Raw genomic sequence first — 17,688 nt, 5'->3', positions numbered from 1 at the left:
AACCTCCTTGGAATTCGGGCTCTTTGTACAGGGATACGTGGGCAAGCGGGCCGAGACCGATCCGCTCGCGGAGCACAAGGCGCTGATGGAGGAGACCGAGTACGTCATCCAGGCGGACAAGTCCGGCTTCAAGTACGCGTGGGCGTCCGAGCACCACTTCCTGGAGGAGTACTCCCACCTCTCCGCGAACGACGTCTTCCTCGGTTATCTCGCGCACGCGACGGAGCGCATCCACCTCGGGTCGGGCATCTTCAACCCGCTCGCCCAGGTCAACCACCCGGTGAAGGTCGCCGAGAAGGTCGCCATGCTCGACCATCTCACCGAGAACCGCTTTGAGTTCGGCAGCGGACGCGGGGCCGGCTCGCACGAGATCCTCGGCTTCCTCCCCGGCATCACCGACATGAACTACACCAAGGAGATCTGGGAAGAGACCATCGCCGAGTTCCCGAAGATGTGGCTCCAGGAGGAGTACGTCGGGTTCAAGGGCAAGCACTGGCAGCTGCCGCCGCGCAAGGTCCTGCCCAAGCCGTACGGGAAGTCGCACCCCGCCATGTGGTACGCCGCCGGGTCGCCGCCCTCGTACTCCATGGCCGCCCGCAAGGGGCTCGGGGTGCTCGGCTTCAGCGTGCAGAAGGTCTCCGACATGGAGTGGGTCCTCGAGCAGTACAAGACGGCCGTCGTGGAGGCGGAGCCGATCGGGGACTTCGTCAACGACAACGTGATGGTGACGACGACGGCGATCTGCGCGCCCACGCACGACGAGGCGATACGGATCGCCGTGGGCGGCGGGCTGCACTATCTGCCGTCGCTGGTGTTCCGGTACCACGACACGTTCCCGCGGCCCGAGGGGTTCCCCGTCTGGCCGGAGACGCTGCCCGAGTACAACGAGGAGTTCATCGAACTGCTCATCTCCGAGGAGCTGCTGATCTGCGGGGACCCGGACGAGGTGCTCACGCAGTGCAAGCGGTGGGAGCAGGCGGGGGCCGACCAATTGTCGTTCGGCCTGCCGGTCGGGGTGCCGAAGGAGGAGACGCTTCAGACGATCAGGCTGATCGGGGAGCACGTGATTCCGAAGATCGATACGGATCCTGTGCATCGGACGACTCGGTTCCGCGGGGCGGTCTGAGGTTCGTCGGAGGGCACGGGTTTGTCGTGGCTGGTCGCGCAGTTCCCCGCGCCCCTGAAGGGGCGCCCCATGTGGACGCAGACTGCGCAGCCGGCCGGACAGGGCAGAGAGCCGGAAAGGGCGTAAGCATGCTTGACCATCTGATCAAGGGCGCGACCGTCGTGGATGGGTCGGGTGCGCCCTCCTATACCGCTGACGTGGGGATACGGGACGGGCGGATCGCCGTCATCGGTGACGTCACCGAACCGTCTCGTACGACGGAGGACGCTTCCGGGCTCGTACTCGCGCCGGGGTTCGTGGATCCCCACACCCACTACGACGCGCAGCTGTTCTGGGACCCGTATGCGACGCCCTCGCTCAACCACGGAGTGACGACGGTCGCCGGGGGCAACTGCGGATTTACCCTCGCGCCCTTGAATCCTGCGCGGCCCGAGGACGCCGACTACACGCGGCGGATGATGTCCAAGGTCGAGGGGATGTCGCTGGTCGCGCTGGAGGAGGGGGCGCCGTGGAGCTGGCACTCCTTCGGGGAGTACCTGGATGCCCTGGAGGGGCGGATCGCGGTCAACGCGGGCTTCATGGTGGGGCATTGCGCGCTCAGGCGGTATGTGATGGGGCCGGACGCCGTCGGCGGGCAGCCCTCGCCCGAGCAGTTGGAGCAGATGCTGGCGCTCTTCCACGAGGCGATGGAGTCCGGTGCCTGGGGGCTCTCCACCACGCAGTCGTCCACCCACTCCGACGGGGACGGGAAGCCGGTCGCCTCGCGGCACGCGAAGCCCGCCGAACTGCTCGCGCTCTCCCAGGCGGTGGGCGATCACGAGGGCACGCAGATCGAGGCCATCGTGGCGGGCTGTCTCGACCAGTTCAGCGACGACGAGATCGATCTGTTCGTGGAGATGAGCGCGGCGGCGGGCCGTCCGCTGAACTGGAACGTCCTGACGATCGACGCGTCCGTCCCCGAGCGCGTACCGCGTCAGCTGGCGGCAAGTGAGCGTGCCCGTAAGGCCGGTGGGCGGATCGTGGCGCTCACGATGCCGATCCTCACGCCGATGAACATGTCGCTGGGAACCTTCTGCGCGCTGAACCTGATTCCCGGCTGGGGCGAGGTGCTCGGCCTCCCCGTACCCGAGCGGATCGCGAAACTCCGTGACCCCGTGGTCCGTTCGGAGATGCTGCGGCGGGCCGACTCCAAGGAGGCCGGTGTCTTCCGGCGCCTCGCCGACTTCGGGCGGTACGTCATCGGCGACACCTACAGCGCGGAGAACGAGGGGCTCACCGGACGGGTCGTACGGGACATCGCGGCCGAGCGCGGCCAGGAACCCTTCGAGTGCATCGTCGAGATCTGCGCCAACGACGGTATGCGTACGGTCCTTTGGCCCATGCCGACCGACAACGACCCCGACTCGTGGGCGCTGCGCCAGGAGACGTGGCGGCACGAGGACGTGATGCTCGGCGGCTCGGACGCGGGCGCCCATCTGGACCGGATGTGCGGGGCGCCGTACACGACCCGGTTCATCGGGGACTGTCTGCGGGGCCGGAAGCTGACGACTCTCGAACAGGCCGTGAAGATGCTCACGGACGACCCGGCCCGGCTCTTCGGGCTGCGCGAGCGCGGACGGATAGCGGAGGGCTTCCATGCGGACCTCGTGCTCTTCGACCCGGACCGCATCGACGCCGGCAAGGCCACCCTGGTGCACGACCTGCCGGGAGACAGCCCGCGCCTCGACTCGAAGGCGATCGGCATAACGGCCGTCTGGGTCAACGGAGTCGAGGCGATACGGGGCGACGTGGTGACCGGGGCCGTACCGGGCAAGGTGCTGCGCTCGGGCCGTGACACGCGAACGGTAAGCACGAAGTGACGTGACGGCGACGGTGCCGGCGGACGTTGGGGGACAGGTGACGGACGGGCAGCGGCTGTTCATCGGCGGCTCGTGGGTGGAGCCGGACGGCGGCCACTACGAGGTGATCGACCCGGCGACCGAGGAAGTCGTCGGGCCGGCTCCGGAGGCCTCGCGGGATCAGGTGCACGCGGCGGCAGCCGCGGCCCGCGAGGCCTTCCGGTCATGGTCGCGCACGGCACCCGAGGAGCGGGCCGCCGTCCTGCACCGGGCGGCCGCGGAGATCCGGCGCAACCTCGTCCCGTACGCCGAGCTGGCCCAGGCCGAGACCGGGGCCACGACCGGTACCGCACGCGGGATGCAGGTGGGGGTCGGGGCGGCCCGATTCCAGCGGTACGCGCGCGTGGAGCCGGTCGAGGAGCCGTTGCCCCCGCAGATCAACGAGGCGGGCCCGTTCGGCAGGGCGGCGGTGATGGGCGCCCTGGCCGTGCGCCAACCAGTAGGCGTGGTCACCTGCATCACCTCGTACAACAACCCCTGGGCGAACCCGGCCGGCAAGATCGCCCCGGCGCTCGCGATGGGCAACACGGTCGTCGTGAAGCCGGCCCCGCAGGACCCGCTGTCCGTGTACCGGATGGCTCAGGCGCTGGAGGCCGCGGGTGTGCCGCCCGGGGTCGTGAACGTCGTCAGCGGTTCGCGCGCCGAGGTCGGCGAGGCGGCCGTCGACTCGGACGACGTCGACATGGTGAGCTTCACCGGCTCGACCGCCGTCGGGCGGCGTATCGCCGCGGTGTGCGGGCGCGGTATGAAACGGCAGTTGATGGAGCTGGGCGGGAAGGGCGCGGCGGTCGTCTTCGAGGACGCGGACCTGGAGTCGGCGGTCCGCGGCATCGGAACCACCTTCTCGTTCTACAGCGGCCAGATCTGCACGGCCCCGACGAGGGTGCTCGCGCAGCGTCCGGTCTACGACCGCCTGGTGTCCCAACTGGCGGCGTACATCGGCTATTTGAAGGTGGGCGATCCGCGGGCGGAGGACACGGTCGTCGGCCCGGTGATCTCCGCGGCCCACCGGGACCGGATCGAGTCGTACGTCGAACTGGGCCGCAAGGAGGGGGCGCGGGTGGTCGCGGGCGGTGAACGGCCGCCGTCCGACCGGGGTTTCTACGTCGCCCCGACCCTCCTCGCCGACTGCACACCCGACATGCGGGTCGTCCGCGAGGAGATCTTCGGCCCGGTCGTCGTCGTCCTCCCCTTCGACGACGAGGAGGAGGCCGTCGAACTCGCCAATGACAGCGACTACGGCCTCATCGACTACGTCTGGTCCGGTGACGTAGCCCGCGCCTTCCGTGTGGCCCGGCAGTTGCGGGCCGGGGGCGTCGGCATCAACACGGTCGGGCGCAACATGGAGGCGCCGTTCGGCGGCTTCAAACAGAGCGGGGTGGGCCGAGATGTCGGCTCGTACGCGCTGCATGCGTACTCGGAGGTGCAGTCACTGGTGTGGCCGGGCTGAGGATTCCCTCGCCCCCGCCGCCCTACCCGTTCCCGTCCGTAGCGATTTCGGGTGCGGGCCCGGTGGGGGCTGGTAGCGCAGTTCCCCGCGCCCCTAGGTGCCTAGGGGCGCGGGGAACTGCGCAGTCTTTTGGGGGTTCGGGGGCGGAGCCCCTGAGTCAGGGACGGGAATGGGTAGGGGCGGCGGGGGCGAAATCCGTTCGGGCCACGACACCGTAGCGACGTTACGGTCAAGGGTAGCGTTGCTATCGAATCAGTGTTAGCGTTGTTTCTGTCGGGGAGCGAAACGCGTTCCCCCCGCCACGACAGGAGCCCCGTCATGAGCGACCAGCAGCCCATCACCCCCACCACTGACCGCGTCGCGGTCGTCACCGGCGGATCCCGTGGGATCGGGCGAGAGACCGCGGAGCGGCTCGCCGCCGACGGATTCGCGGTCGTCGTGAACTTCGCGGGGAACCAGGCCGAGGCCGACAAGACCGTCGCGGCGATCACCGAGGCGGGCGGACAGGCGCTCGCCTTCCGGGCCGACGTGGCGGACGAGACCGAGGTGGCGGCACTCTTCGACACCGCGGAGTCGACGTACGGCGGGGTCGACGTGGTCGTCCACGCGGCCGGTGTCATGACACTGGCCCCGCTCGCCGACTTCGACCTCGACGCCCTGGACCGGATGCACCGCACGAACATCCGCGGCACGTTCGTCGTCGACCAGCAGGCCGTGCGCCGGCTGCGCGAGGGCGGCGCGGTCATCAACTTCTCCAGCTCCGTGCTGGCCCTCGCCATCCCCGGCTACAGCGCGTACGCCGCGAGCAAGGGCGCCGTCGAGGCCATGACGCTGATCCTGGCCCGCGAGATGCGCGGCCGGGACATCACGGTGAACGCGGTGGCCCCCGGCCCGACCGCCACCGCCCTGTTCCTGGACGGCAAGGACGAGGAGACCATCGCGAGGATGGCCGCCCAGCCGCCGCTGGAGCGCCTCGGCACCCCGGAGGACATCGCCGGGGTCGTGTCCTTCCTCGCGGGCCCGGCCGGCCGCTGGGTCAACGGCCAGGTGCTCCGCGCCAACGGCGGCATCGCTTAAGCCCTCATCACTCTTGTCTCCCTTTCCTCCATTCCTCTCCTCCATTCCTCCCTCCTAAGGAGTTCCGTCATGGGCAAGACGATCGTCATCACGGGCGCCGGTTCGGGATTCGGCGCGCTCGCCGCGCGGGCACTGGCCGAAGCGGGTCACACGGTCTACGCGGCGATGCGCGACACGGCAGGGCGCAACGCGAGCCGGGTCGCGGAGGCCGAGGCGTACGCGGCCGAGCACCAAGTGGACCTGCGGACGGTCGAGTTGGACGTCCTCTCCCAGGCGTCCGCGGATGCCGCCGTCGCCACGGTCCTGTCCGAGGCCGGCACGCTGGACGTGGTCGTCCACAACGCGGGCCACATGGTGACCGGCCCGACCGAGGCGTTCACCCCCGAGGAACTGGCCGCGGTGTACGACACGAATGTGCTGGGCACCCAGCGGGTCAACCGCGCCGCGCTGCCCCACCTGCGGGCCCAGGAGCACGGCCTGGTGCTCTGGATCGGTTCGACCTCGACCCGGGGCGGCACCCCGCCCTACCTCGCGCCGTACTTCGCAGCGAAGGCCGCGATGGACGCGCTCGCGGTGTCGTACGCGGCCGAGCTGGCCCGCTTCGGCATAGAGACGACCATCGTCGTGCCCGGCGCCTTCACCTCGGGCACCAACCACTTCGCGACCGGCGGCCATCCCGCCGAGCAGGGGGTCCTCCCCGCGTACGAGGAGCGGTACGCGGGCCTGATGGACCAGGTCGCCCAGCGCCTCGCCGCCCTCGCGCCCGCCGACGCCCCGGCTTCCCTGGTGGCCGACGCGATCGTCGAGGTCGTCGACACCCCGCCCGGCGAGCGGCCCTTCCGGGTCCACGTCGACCCGGCGAACGACGGGTCGGAGGAGGTCAGCCGGGTCGCGGACCGCATCCGCGCCGAGTTCCTGACCCGAATAGGCCTCGACGACCTCCTCGCCCCGCACGGGACGGCGGCGTGACCCCGTCCGGAACGACAGTGGCCGGCACGGCAACGCCCGGCACGACGCCGGCCCGCACAGCAACGGCCGACACCATAACGCCCGGCACGGCAACGGCCCGCCCCACGTCGGCCGCCCGCCCCGTATCGGCCCGCCCCGCACCGGCCCGTACCGCGTCGGTTAGCGTCGCTTCCGTGAGTACGAAAGCGCGCATTCTCGAAGTGGCGGCGGCCCTCGTCGCCGAGTCGCCGGACGGGGACGTCTCCACCCGGGCCGTGTGCGAGGCGGCGGGGGTCGGCGCCCCGGCCCTCTACCGCCACTTCGGGGACAAGGAGGGCCTCCTGTCGGCGGTCGTCGACCACGGCTGGGACAGGTACCTCGCGACCAAGCGCGACCGCGCCCCCGGCACGGACCCTGTCCAGGACCTGCGGGACGGCTGGGACACCCATGTCGAGTTCGCCCTGCACAATCCGAACCTGTACCGCCTGATGAACTCACCGGCGATGCGCAAGCCCCCGGCGGCGGCCCTGGAGTCCCACCGCATCCTCACGGCGGACCTCCAACGGGCCGCGGAACACGGCAAGTTGCGCCTCGCCCCCGAACTGGCCGCCCAGATCATCATGTCCGCGAACGTAGGGGTGGCCCTGATGCTCGTCTCCCGCCCTGCGACGTTCACCGACGTCTCGGTGTCCCGCCGGGTACGGGACGGGGTCCACGCCACGGTCTTCACACCGGACGTGACCGCCCAGCCTGAGACGGGGACGGGGACAGAGACGGAGAGGGATGCGTCAGAAAGGGCAGAGGCTTCGGACGAGTCCCGTCTTCCCGCCACGGCGGCCCGCCTGAACGCCCTCCTCCGCCAGTCCCCGGTACCGACCCTCAGCCCCGCCGAGGACGCCCTGCTCACGGAGTGGCTGGACCGTATCTCGAACGAGTCCCGGAGTTAGGCAGCTCTCCGCTCCCTTCTCCTCTCCCTGCCGGACCCGACGACCTTCGTGGGAACGCCAGGCCGACTCTCGAACCGGGTAACGAATTCGGCGCCGTCGTGCTTGAATCTCCAGTTCGTACGATCTTGACGGGGTGGCCGAGCACCGAGCCTGCCGCTCCGACCGGCGGGTGGGGGACGAGGGCCGATGGACCACGCGACTGAGGTGTTCCAGCCACTGCAGGCGGACGATCCGCCCATGGTGGCCGGTTACCGCCTCGCCGCCCGGCTCGGTGCGGGAGGTATGGGCCGGGTTTATCTGTCGCACACCCAGGGCGGCCGACCGGTGGCGATCAAGGTGATCCGGCCGGAGCTGGCCGACGACCCGACCTTCCGGCGGGGGTTCCGCAGGGAGATAAAGGCGGCCCAGCGGGTCCGGGGCGCGTACACCGCGGAGCTGATCGACGGCGACGCGGACGGTGTACCGCCCTGGCTGGCCACGCTGTACGTGCCCGGCCCCTCGCTGGCGGAGGCCGTCGCCCGGCGCGGACCACTGCCGGTGCCCGCGGTGCTGTGGCTGATGGCGGGGGTGGCCGAGGCCCTGCAGGCAATCCATGCCGCGGGAATCGTGCACCGGGACCTGAAGCCGTCGAACGTGCTGCTGGCCGCCGACGGGCCGCGGGTGATCGACTTCGGCATCTCGCTGGCCTCGGGCATCACCTCGCACACCGCCACGGGAGCCACTGTCGGCACGCCCCAGTTCATGGCTCCCGAGCAGGCGTCCGGGGGTGGGGTCACGGCGGCGACCGACGTGTTCGCGCTCGGCCAGACAGCGGCGTTCGCGGCGCTGGGCGAACCGTTGTACGGGGACGGCAACTCGGTCGGCGTGCTGTACCGGATCGTGCACTCGGAACCCGACCTGTCCCTGCTGCCCGCGCAGCTCCGTCCGCTGATGGCCCGGTGCCTCGCGGCCGATCCGGGGCAGCGGGCCACTCCGGCGGAGATCGTCGAGTGGTGTCGGCAGCGGCTGGGCCGGGACGCCGACGCGGGCGCCGGACCGGCCGTCTGGCGGGAGGTCATGGGACCCGAGGTGACGGTTCCGTCCCCGGTCCCCCACCCGACCCCGGTGCACACGATGCCGTTGCTCGCGCAGCCGCAACTTCAGCGGCGTCCGCAGCCGACGGTGCCGGACGAGCGGCGGGCCCGTCGGCGGCGTACCAGGATGCTTGCGGTCGTCGTGACGGTGGGTTCGCTGCTGTCGGTGGGCGTGGCATGGACGAACCTGGATATGTCGGAGCGGCTGCGTGACCGGAATGCGGCCGAGTCCTCGACGTCCGGTCAGGAGTCCTCGGCACGGTCGTCGACTTCCTCATCGACGTCCGGGGCGTCCTCGGGGTCGGGAGCCGGGGGCCGGACATCAGGAGGTTCACGCCCCTCCTCGACCGCGTCCAAGCCGCCGAAACCGATCCCGTACCCCGTGCAGATGCTGAACGCGACGATACCCCTGGATATGAAGGATCCCTACCGCTTCCTCAACGACGCCAAAGACGTCAAGGACGACAGGAGTGCGAAGGAACGCAAGGCGGACATCCGCTTCGTCTGCGGGCAGACCTGCGCGTTGGAGAGCGACACGAGTCTGATCGACTGGGTGCCTTCCGAGAAGCCGGGCGCCACCCTGGAATCCTGTCGCGCAACCCTCGCCGACGCCGAACACAGGCTCCCGCTCGCCATTGTGGCGGCCGGCAGCGAGATCTGCTTCGAACACCCCTCCGGAGACATCGCTCTGTTCGTGGTCGATGTGAAGTCGACCGCGCTGCCGGACAGTGGTTTCGTGTCCGGCGAGATGACGGTCTGGCGAGGGGCGGCCTAGGCGGTTCCGTCCGGCCGCCCTCAGTCCGTCAGATCCACCCGTACGGTCAGCAGGTTCGTGCCGAACGCCCGGACTGCGGCGCTGTTCATGCGGGGGAGGGACTTCAGCCGGGTGCGGGCGTCGTCCTTGTGCAGGAGGTGGGCGGTGCCGTGGTGCCACCGGCCCTTGTCGCGGACGCGGACGCTCGGGTTCGCCTGGATGTTCCGTACGTACTGCGACTTCTCGCCGTACTCGGACACGATCCAGAACTCCCGGCCGACCCGCCGCCCACCGACCGGAGTCCGCCGCGGCAGCCCCGACTTGCGTCCGGTGGTCTCCAACAGCGTCTGGAACGGCAGCAGTCTGGACACCGGGTTCACGACCCACCGCTGGAGCTTCGTGACGACGCGGAACTTGGTCTCGTGGTGGCGTGACATGTCGTTGTGATCCTCGTCCTGGGCGGCGGTTGTCGGCCGAGCCGTCGGTCGGTCGTGAGGATAGGGCTCGGCCGGCCGGCCCGGCCCGCCGGGGTGGCGGCCGCGGCGCGCTACGGGTTCAGGACGATCTTTCCGGCGACGGTGCCCGACTCGGCCAGGCGCAGGGCGTCGGCGATGCGGGAGAGCGGGAGCTGTGCGGCGATCCGGGGGGTGATGTCACCGCGCTGGAGGGCCGCGAGGACCTGGGTGAGGTCGGCGCGCAGCCGGGCCCGGAACTGGTTCTTGGCGAAGGCCCGCCCGGCCCAGATGTTGAAGAAGTAGGCGCGCCGGCGGTTGGGCAGCGCGTTCCACACCCAGATCCGGCCGAGCAGCTTGAGCACGGGCAGCTGCTTGGAGCCCTCGTCGTCCCGGGTGGCGGCGCTGCCGTAGGAGACGAGCGTGCCGCCGGGGGCGAGGAGGTTCCAGGAGTCGATCGCGCTGCGCAGGCCGACGTGGTCGAAGACGGCGTCCACTCCGCCGGGGGCCAGCTCACGGACCCGCGCGGGAATGTCCTCGGTGCGGTAGTCGACGGGAGTGACCCCCTGGGCCCGCAGCGCGTCGTGGTGGCGCGCGGACGCCGTGCCGATCACCTTGGCGCCCGCGGCCACTGCGAGCTGGACCAGGACCGAGCCGACGCCGCCGTTGGCGCCGTGCACCAGGACGGTCTGCCCGGCGCGGACGCGGGCCTTGCGGTGCAGCATCTGCCAGGCGGTGATGCCGTTGAGCACCAGCGTCTCCGCCTCCGCCGCGCCGACCCCGTCGGGCACCGGCACCACGTCCGCCGCGTCGACGAGTACGTGGCTGGCCCAGCCGCCGACCTTGACCAGTGCGGCCACCCGGGTGCCGGCCAGGCCCGGCTCGACGCCCTCACCGGTGGCGGCCACGGTCCCGACCAGGTCGTAGCCGGGGACGAAGGGGAACGCCGGCTGGTCGTAGTAGCGGCCGCGGCGCATCTGCTGCTCGGCGAAGGAGACGCCGGTCGCCTCCATCCGGATCAGGACCTGACCGGGGCCCGCGACGGGTACGGCTCCGTGCCGGATCTCCAGCCCTTCCGGCTCCACCTTGCCCGGCAGGACGACCTCGACGAGTCCTTCGGCGTTCATGACTGCCTCCACTGCGCTCTGCGCTCTGTGATTCGGGTTCCGCGGGAGTTACTCGCTCTCGCTTCTGTTAGAAGTTATAACTCCACGAGAAAGGTGACGTCAAGAGGTTCAGTGATAGCCTCTAACTAAATCTTGAGCCTGTATCTCGCAGGCGCCCCCACGATCACGGAAGGCGGCAGGTCATGGCGGAGACCGGCACGACGACCCCGCGAGAGCGCTACCGCACCCAGGTGCGTACGGAGATCAAGGAACGCGCGTGGGAGCAGATCGCCACGGCGGGCGCGACCGCGCTCTCCCTCAACGCGATCGCCAAGCAGATGGGCATGAGCGGCCCCGCGCTCTACCGGTACTTCGCCGGCCGCGACGAGCTGATCACCGAGCTGATCAGGGACGCGTACAGCAGCCTCGCCGACACCCTCAACGCGGCCGCCGAATCCGGCGCCGACCTCCCCGCGCTCGCGCACGCCCTGCGCGAGTGGGCCCTCGCGGACCCCCACCGCTACTTCCTCATCTACGGCACGCCCGTGCCCGGCTACCACGCGCCGGACGACGTCACCGGAATCGCGCAGGGCATCATGGTGACGTTGCTCGACGCCTGCGTCGCGCTGCCCTCGGACGGTCCCGCGACGCCGTTCGACACCCACCTCGAAAGCCACCGCCAGTGGGCGGGCGGCCACCCCGCCCCGCCCGCGGCCCTCCACCGGGGCCTGGCCCTCTGGACCCGGCTGCACGGCGTCCTGTCCCTGGAACTCGCCGGCCACTTCACCGGGATGGGCTTCGACCCCGCACTGCTGTACGCGGCCGAACTGGAGGACCTGCTCAGCCACTGAGCACGCCATGCCGGGCCGGCGCGGGCACCTCTCCCGCGATGCCGCCGGTTCGGGAAACCGCCGTGCGGAGAGGCCGGGTGGCCGGATGGGCGGGTCGACGCGGATTCGCGAGGCTCTTCCCATGATGAAGAAGAGCAAGCGAAACATCGCCCTGACCGCCGTCTCCGGCGTGGTGCTCGGGCTCGCCCTGCCGCTCACCGCGACCGCCTCGACCGCTCCAACTGCCCTACGGGACAAGCCCCTCGACTGGGCGAAGTGCGAGGGGAGCGGGTTCGGCCCCGGGCAGGAGTGCGCGACCGTCGACGTGCCCATGGACTACGCCGACCCCGGGGGCGAGGAGATCGGTGTCGCCGTCTCCCGGATCCGGAGCGAGAAGCCGGCCGTACGCCGAGGGGTCCTGCTGCTGATTCCCGGAGGGCCCGGTGGCAGCAGTCTCGAAGAGCAGTCGGCGAAGGCGCGGACCCTGCCCCGGGAGGTGCGGGAGGCGTACGACCTGGTCGTGTTCGATCCCCGGGGCAACGGGCGCTCGGCGCCGGTGAGTTGCGGGTTCGAGCGGCGGGATCTGGCCGCGACCGCGTTCCGGCCGTGGCCCGGCGGTCCGGACGGGTCCGTCGCCCCGAACATGGCTGCCGCCACACGGATGGCCGGCGCCTGCGAGCGCAACGGCGGGGAGCTGATGCGGCACATCGACACCGTCGCCAACGCGCATGACGTCGACCGCATCCGGGCGGCGCTCGGCGAGCGGAAGCTGTCCGCCTGGGGTGTCTCGTACGGCTCGTATCTCGGCGCCGTCTACAGCCAGTTGTTCCCCCACCGCACCGACCGGTTCGTGCTGGACAGCAATCTGGACGCCAACGCGGACGCCCACGGCGGCCAGGTCGCCCGCGGTCTGTGGGCCGGGTTCGAGCGGGGTGTCGAGGACGTCTTCCCCGAGTTCGCCAAGTGGGCCTCGGCGCCCGGGAATCCGTACCGGCTGGCCGATACGGCGGCCGGGGTGCGGCCGATGTTCCTGCGGCTCGCCGCACGCCTCGACCGCGAGCCGATTCCCTGGCCCGGCGCCAATCCGGCCGAGCTGAACGGCAACGTGCTGCGGCAGAGCCTGCTCGACGCGTTCTACGACCCCGAGGGCTTCCCGGCGGCGGCCCGGCTGATCCTCGCCGCCCGGAAGGGCACTGTCCCGCCCGCGCCCGAGGCGCCCCCGGAGGCGCTGTTGCAGAACGGCCTCGCCGTCGCCTCCGCGACCTTCTGCAACGAGGGGAAGTGGCCCACGTCGGCCGCCCGCTACCAGAAGGAGGTCGACGAGAGCCGCGCCAAATACCCGCTGACCGCCGGAATGCCGAGGAACGCGACCCTCTGCGCCGCCTGGCCGTATCCGCCGAAGCAGGACCCGGTACGGATCACCGACCGCGGACCCTCCACCATCCTCATGGTCCAGAACGAGCGGGACCCCGCCGCCCCGCTCGCCGGCGCCCGCGAACTCCGCGCGGCCCTCGGCAAGCGCGCCGTCATGGTGACCGTGGACTCCACCGGACACGACGCCTACCTGGGCAACGGCAACGCCTGCGGGGACACGGCCGTCACCCGCTACCTGGCCACGGGGGAACGGCCCGCCAGGGACACGTACTGCCGATAGGCACGGAACTGCCATGGGGCACACGGGTGTTCACCGGCACAGGACCGCCGGACAGACACCGGTCTCCCACACGTCACTCGCGCACCTCCCCTATCCTCAGGCGAACGCGGCGCCGGGGGAGAGGGAGCAAGCATGGACGGGTTGGACCCGGCGGATCCGGGCTGGATCGGCGGCTACCGACTGCTCGGCAGACTCGGTGAAGGCGGCATGGGGCGGGTGTACCTGGCCCGTTCCGAGCGCGGCCGTACGGTCGCGGTCAAGGTCGTCAAGGAGGAGCTGGCCCGCAAGCCGGACTTCAGACGGCGGTTCGCGCAGGAGGTGAAGGCGGCCCAGCGGGTCGGTGGCGACTGGACGGCACCCGTGCTCGACGCCGACACCGAGGCGCCGACCCCCTGGGTCGCCACCGGCTACGTCGCCGGCCCCTCGCTCGCCGAGGTGGTGGACAAGCAGTACGGACCGCTGCCGCCGCAGTCCGTGCGCGCGTTGGCGATCGGGCTCATCCGCGCGCTCCAGGCCATCCACGGCGCGGGTCTCGTGCACCGCGACCTCAAGCCCTCCAACGTGCTGGTGACGATCGACGGGCCCCGGGTCATCGACTTCGGTATCGCGCGGGCCCTCGACACGGCCGTGCAGTCCGCCGACGGGCTCACCAAGCCCGGGGCCCTCGTGGGGTCCCCGGGCTTCATGGCGCCCGAGCAGGTGCGCGGCGAGCGGGTGACGTTCGCGAGCGACGTCTTCTGCCTCGGTGCCGTGCTGGCGTACACCGCCACGGGGCGGCTGCCCTTCGGTACCGCCGACGGCGGGATCCACTCGCTGCTCTTCCGCATCGCGGAGGAGGAGGCCGATCTCGAGGACATACCCGATGCCTGGCAGGGACTGATCGCGGCCTGCCTCGCGAAGGACCCCGCCCAACGGCCCTCCCTGGACACGCTGTTGGCGTCGGCCGAGGGGATGCCGGGCGCACCGGTCGGCAGAGACGGCAGGGGCGGCGCGTGGCTGCCCGGCGAGGTGCTGGCGGAGCTGGGCAGACACGCCGTACGCCTCCTGGACAGCGAGGACCCGCAGGGCCCCGCGCCGACGCCGAGTCCCGTGCCCGGGGCGAGCGCCTCTGCGCGGATACCGAGCCCCGCACCGGCATCGAACCCTGCACCGGCATCGAACCCCGGACCGGCATCCAGCCCCATACCGGTATCGAGCCCCGTACCGGGCTTCGGCCCTCCCCTCGCGTACTCCCCGACGGCCCCCTCGTGGCAGAGCCCGCAGCCCGGCAGTCAGCACCCGCACAGTCCGCTGCCCGGCAGCCTCCACCCGCAGGGCCCGCTCCCCGGGGGTCTCCACCCCCACAGCCCGCCCCCGGGGCATCTGCAGGCCCCGCACTTCTCCGCTCCCGCCTACGGCTCCCGGTTGCCCACCCCTCGCTCGACCCGTGGGCTCTCGATCGCGCTGGCCCTCCTGCTCGCCCTCTTCGTCGTGCCGCTGCTGCTGCGGATCGCCGTCCTCGGGGTGGCCTACTCCCGGCTGTCCGCGGCGGCCAGTACGTCAGCCACCGACCTCATCAAGGACTACAAGTACCTGAGCGTCGCGTCGCTGGGGACCGAGGTGCTCACCGTGTTCGTGGGCATCGCGGTGGTGATCGTGTGGGCTTTCTGGTTCCAGCGCAGCCGGCTCAACGCCGAGGCCTTCGCGCCGGGCCACATCCGCCACGCGTCCGGGATGGCGGCCGGTTCGTGGTTCATCCCGGTCGTCAACTTCTACATGCCCAAGCAGATCGGCAACGACATCTGGACGGCGACGACCGGCAGGCCGTCCGGCGCCGGACGGTGGCTCCTGCACACATGGTGGTGGTTCTGGCTCGCCTACTTCCTGGCGTACGCGAACGACTCGTGGGCCAGCTGGTACGACAGGGACCTCGCCGTCGCGGCCACGGACACCATCGTCACCTCGCAGGCGGCCAACGTCCTCGGCATCGTGACCGCCGTACTGGCCATCCTCTTCGTGCGACGGCTCACGAACCTCCAGCGGGCCCGCATGGCAGGAGGCGCCTAGCATGCCGCAGCACACCGGGGAGCAGGGGTCCATCGGGTCCATAGGCGGCTACGAGCTCGTCGACCGGCTGGGCAGCGGTGGCATGGGGGTCGTGTACCTGGCGCGCTCGGTCTCGGGGCGGCAGGTCGCGGTCAAGGTCGTGCACGCGCAGTACGCGCTGGACGAGGAGTTCCGGGCCCGGTTCCGGCAGGAGGTCGCGGCGGCCCGCCGGGTGAGCGGGGCGTTCACCGCCCCGGTGGTGGACGCCGACCCGGACGCCGAACTGCCCTGGATGGCAACTCTGTACGTGCCGGGCCGAACGCTGTCCGAAATGGTGGACAGGGAAGGGCCGTTGGGCGGGCGCGAGCTGCGCGCGCTCGCGCTGGGGCTCGTCGAGGCGCTGAAGGACATCCACCAGGCGGGTGTGGTGCACCGGGACCTGAAGCCGAGCAACGTCCTGATGGCCGGGGACGGCCCGCGCGTCATCGACTTCGGCATCTCGCGCGCCGCCGACAGCCAGGCCCTCACCGTGACCGGGCGGCTGATCGGCACGCCGCCCTTCATGTCCCCGGAACAGTTCGCCTCGCCCCGGGACGTCACCGCGGCCTCCGACGTGTTCTCGCTGGGCTCGCTCCTGGCGTTCGCGGCCACCGGCAACGGGCCCTTCGACGGCGGCAGCCCGTATGTGACGGGCTACCAGGTGATGAACGAGCCGCCGTCCCTGGACGGAGTCCCGCAGCCGTTGCGGGGCATCGTCGAGCGCTGCCTGGACAAGGACCCGGCCGTCCGGCCCGAACTCGCCGAGCTGCACTGGCTGTTCAGGGAGCTGCCGGAGACGTCCACGGCCCCGTCCGCGTCGGGCCCGCCGACCGTTCCGGAGGGCCGAAGGGCCGCTCGGAAAACCGAGGGTGCCACCTCGACGGGCTCCGGCCGCCGTGGCCGCCGGGTGCGTCTCCTGGTCGCCGCGGGCGTGGCCCTGGCCGTGGCCGTGAGCGCGTCGGTGTATCTGGTGACGCGGCCGAGGACCACCGAGGACACGTCCGCAGGGGGGACGTCCGCGTCCGGCTCCGCCGCTGCCGCCCCGGCGTTTCCCGCGGGGTGGCGGCCCTGGCAGACGAGTCTCGTCCGAGCCGTGAAGAGCGACTCCGTGATCGTCGACGTGGACGGCCTGGACTCCGGTTGTGTGCCCGGCGGGTCCTCCGTGTACTGCGCGGGGACCGGGTTCACGGTCGCCCGCGTCGACGCCGCCTCCGGTCGTGTCCTGTGGCGGTTCGGCAGCAACCCTCAGAGCACCCGGCGGCCCCTCGGCGTCGAGAACGGGATCGTGTACACGACCGACGAGCCGGACGCGGACGAGGTGGGGGCGGCCCTGCGGCTGCTCGCCATCGACGCCGACACCGGGGAACGGCTCTGGACCCGACCGGTCGACGCGGGCCGTCCCGCCGCGCTGTTCGACGGCGGCGGGATCCTGGTGATGCCGGAAGGGGGGAAGGAGTTCGTCGCCGTCAACGCCAGGACGGGCGAGGACATGTGGCGGACACCGGCGAAGTCGTCGGCCGGCACCGACTGCACCGTGGTGGTCATGGGCCGTGCCCCCTACGGCATGTGCAGCGACGAGGACGGCCCCGCCGACGGTCCGATGGGCTTCCTGCGCCTCGATCCGGCGGACGGCACACCGCGGGAACTCAAGGCGCCGCCCCGGGGCGCGGCACCGCTCGGCGCCGTCGGCGGGCAGCCGCTGTTCGCGCTTCCGCGGCAGGTGGACTGGCAGTCGAGCGACGGGCGGGACGAGGCGTACGAGGCTCTGCAGAAGGTGAATCCGACCACCGGCGCGGCCGTCCGGATCCCCCTGGCGGGCACCCCGCGCGGCACGGCCACCGTGATCGACGGCGTGGTGTACTTCGTCCGCCCCGACGGGACCGTCACCGCGAACAGGGCGACCGACGGCACCCGGCTGTGGCAGCGGGAGACCCAGGTCGAGAACCTGTCGGCGCCGGTCCTGTCCAAGAAGTACAACACCCTCTACTTCGCCAACCGCTACGGCCGCCTCCTCGCCCTCGACCGCACCACCGGCACCGAGCAATGGACCACCGACAAGCTGAAGGACCCAGGCTCCTCGGCCGAACAAACAATCCCGAGCCTGCTCCTGACAAAGGACGCGATAGTGGCAGTGGCAGGCAACAAGGCCTTCTCAACAAGCCCGGACCGCGCCCCATAACAGGCAGCGCCCCGTCAGGGGCGCGAGGAACGGCGCGCTCAGCCACAACGCACCCGCACCCGAGCACCGAACCTCAGCCGCCCCTCAGGGGCGCGGGGAACGGCGCGCTCAGCCACAACGCACCCGCACC

At 71.2% G+C, this 17,688-nt stretch carries 13 protein-coding genes; 11 read left to right on the top strand and 2 right to left on the bottom strand.

The genetic code is table 11. From position 1 onward, the window contains the following. The first annotated feature begins 7 nt into the window (after positions 1–7). From JEQ17_RS20365 to JEQ17_RS20335, 7 genes are all read left to right on the top strand, one after another. Entirely contained in the window at positions 8–1,126 is a 1,119-nt protein-coding gene (locus tag JEQ17_RS20365) for an LLM class flavin-dependent oxidoreductase (protein ID WP_200396569.1), read from the top strand. 128 nt (positions 1,127–1,254) lie between these two features. Beyond that, positions 1,255–2,985 carry an N-acyl-D-amino-acid deacylase family protein gene (locus JEQ17_RS20360; protein WP_200396568.1) on the top strand — a complete coding sequence of 577 codons (1,731 nt, stop codon included), beginning with the start codon at positions 1,255–1,257 and terminating at the stop codon, positions 2,983–2,985. A 37-nt stretch (positions 2,986–3,022) separates the two neighbouring features. Next, a complete protein-coding gene (locus JEQ17_RS20355; protein ID WP_200396567.1) occupies positions 3,023–4,474 on the top strand; it encodes an aldehyde dehydrogenase family protein in 1,452 nt (483 codons plus the stop codon). Between the two features lie 318 nt (positions 4,475–4,792). Then, on the top strand, positions 4,793–5,551 hold the full coding sequence (locus tag JEQ17_RS20350) for an SDR family oxidoreductase (protein ID WP_200396566.1): 759 nt from the start codon (positions 4,793–4,795) through the stop codon (positions 5,549–5,551). A gap of 69 nt (positions 5,552–5,620) precedes the next feature. After that, the gene (locus JEQ17_RS20345) at positions 5,621–6,520 is read left to right on the top strand and encodes an SDR family NAD(P)-dependent oxidoreductase (RefSeq protein ID WP_200396565.1); all 900 of its coding nucleotides are present in this window, start codon (positions 5,621–5,623) and stop codon (positions 6,518–6,520) included. A 173-nt stretch (positions 6,521–6,693) separates the two neighbouring features. Further along, positions 6,694–7,446, top strand: a complete 753-nt coding sequence (locus tag JEQ17_RS20340; RefSeq protein WP_200396564.1) for a TetR/AcrR family transcriptional regulator — start codon at positions 6,694–6,696, stop codon at positions 7,444–7,446. Positions 7,447–7,632: 186 nt separating this feature from the next. Continuing rightward, entirely contained in the window at positions 7,633–9,294 is a 1,662-nt protein-coding gene (locus JEQ17_RS20335; RefSeq protein WP_200396563.1) for a serine/threonine-protein kinase, read from the top strand. A 20-nt stretch (positions 9,295–9,314) separates the two neighbouring features. Here the strand turns inward: JEQ17_RS20335 and JEQ17_RS20330 are convergent, their stop codons facing one another. Beyond that, on the bottom strand, positions 9,315–9,710 hold the full coding sequence (locus tag JEQ17_RS20330) for a nitroreductase/quinone reductase family protein (protein ID WP_200396562.1): 396 nt from the start codon (positions 9,708–9,710) through the stop codon (positions 9,315–9,317). Between the two features lie 110 nt (positions 9,711–9,820). Continuing rightward, positions 9,821–10,852 (bottom strand): medium chain dehydrogenase/reductase family protein, encoded by a 1,032-nt coding sequence (locus JEQ17_RS20325; RefSeq protein WP_200396561.1) that lies wholly within the window; start codon positions 10,850–10,852, stop codon positions 9,821–9,823. Between the two features lie 182 nt (positions 10,853–11,034). On the opposite strand from JEQ17_RS20325, the gene JEQ17_RS20320 reads away from it, so the two are divergent. The 4 genes from JEQ17_RS20320 to JEQ17_RS20305 all read left to right on the top strand — a co-directional run bounded on the left by JEQ17_RS20320 (position 11,035) and on the right by JEQ17_RS20305 (position 17,558). Continuing rightward, the gene (locus JEQ17_RS20320) at positions 11,035–11,682 is read left to right on the top strand and encodes a TetR/AcrR family transcriptional regulator (protein WP_200396560.1); all 648 of its coding nucleotides are present in this window, start codon (positions 11,035–11,037) and stop codon (positions 11,680–11,682) included. Positions 11,683–11,806: 124 nt separating this feature from the next. Beyond that, complete coding sequence (locus JEQ17_RS20315) at positions 11,807–13,315, top strand: alpha/beta hydrolase (RefSeq protein WP_200401609.1); 1,509 nt, start codon at positions 11,807–11,809, stop codon at positions 13,313–13,315. 132 nt (positions 13,316–13,447) lie between these two features. Then, positions 13,448–15,361: a protein kinase domain-containing protein gene (locus JEQ17_RS20310; RefSeq protein WP_200396559.1), complete on the top strand. Its 1,914-nt coding sequence runs from the start codon at positions 13,448–13,450 to the stop codon at positions 15,359–15,361. A 1-nt stretch (position 15,362) separates the two neighbouring features. Next, on the top strand, positions 15,363–17,558 hold the full coding sequence (locus JEQ17_RS20305; RefSeq protein WP_200396558.1) for a protein kinase domain-containing protein: 2,196 nt from the start codon (positions 15,363–15,365) through the stop codon (positions 17,556–17,558). Positions 17,559–17,688: the final 130 nt, after the last annotated feature.

The sequence above is a fragment of the Streptomyces liliifuscus genome (genome assembly GCF_016598615.1).
GTDB lineage: Bacteria > Actinomycetota > Actinomycetes > Streptomycetales > Streptomycetaceae > Streptomyces > Streptomyces liliifuscus.
The sequence above is the reverse complement of the archived record's forward strand: the minus strand, read 5'-3'. Positions and strand labels throughout refer to the sequence as shown.

What these genes read in the sequence shown, in the direction of transcription:
- JEQ17_RS20360 (WP_200396568.1), top strand. Translation starts at nt 1,255, where the DNA reads ATGCTTGACCATCTGATCAAGGGCGCGACCGTCGTGGATGGGTCGGGT.
- JEQ17_RS20350 (WP_200396566.1), top strand. Translation starts at nt 4,793, where the DNA reads ATGAGCGACCAGCAGCCCATCACCCCCACCACTGACCGCGTCGCGGTC.
- JEQ17_RS20345 (WP_200396565.1), top strand. Translation starts at nt 5,621, where the DNA reads ATGGGCAAGACGATCGTCATCACGGGCGCCGGTTCGGGATTCGGCGCG.
- JEQ17_RS20335 (WP_200396563.1), top strand. Translation starts at nt 7,633, where the DNA reads ATGGACCACGCGACTGAGGTGTTCCAGCCACTGCAGGCGGACGATCCG.
- JEQ17_RS20330 (WP_200396562.1), bottom strand. Translation starts at nt 9,710, where the DNA reads ATGTCACGCCACCACGAGACCAAGTTCCGCGTCGTCACGAAGCTCCAG.
- JEQ17_RS20325 (WP_200396561.1), bottom strand. Translation starts at nt 10,852, where the DNA reads ATGAACGCCGAAGGACTCGTCGAGGTCGTCCTGCCGGGCAAGGTGGAG.
- JEQ17_RS20320 (WP_200396560.1), top strand. Translation starts at nt 11,035, where the DNA reads ATGGCGGAGACCGGCACGACGACCCCGCGAGAGCGCTACCGCACCCAG.
- JEQ17_RS20315 (WP_200401609.1), top strand. Translation starts at nt 11,807, where the DNA reads ATGAAGAAGAGCAAGCGAAACATCGCCCTGACCGCCGTCTCCGGCGTG.
- JEQ17_RS20310 (WP_200396559.1), top strand. Translation starts at nt 13,448, where the DNA reads ATGGACGGGTTGGACCCGGCGGATCCGGGCTGGATCGGCGGCTACCGA.
- JEQ17_RS20305 (WP_200396558.1), top strand. Translation starts at nt 15,363, where the DNA reads ATGCCGCAGCACACCGGGGAGCAGGGGTCCATCGGGTCCATAGGCGGC.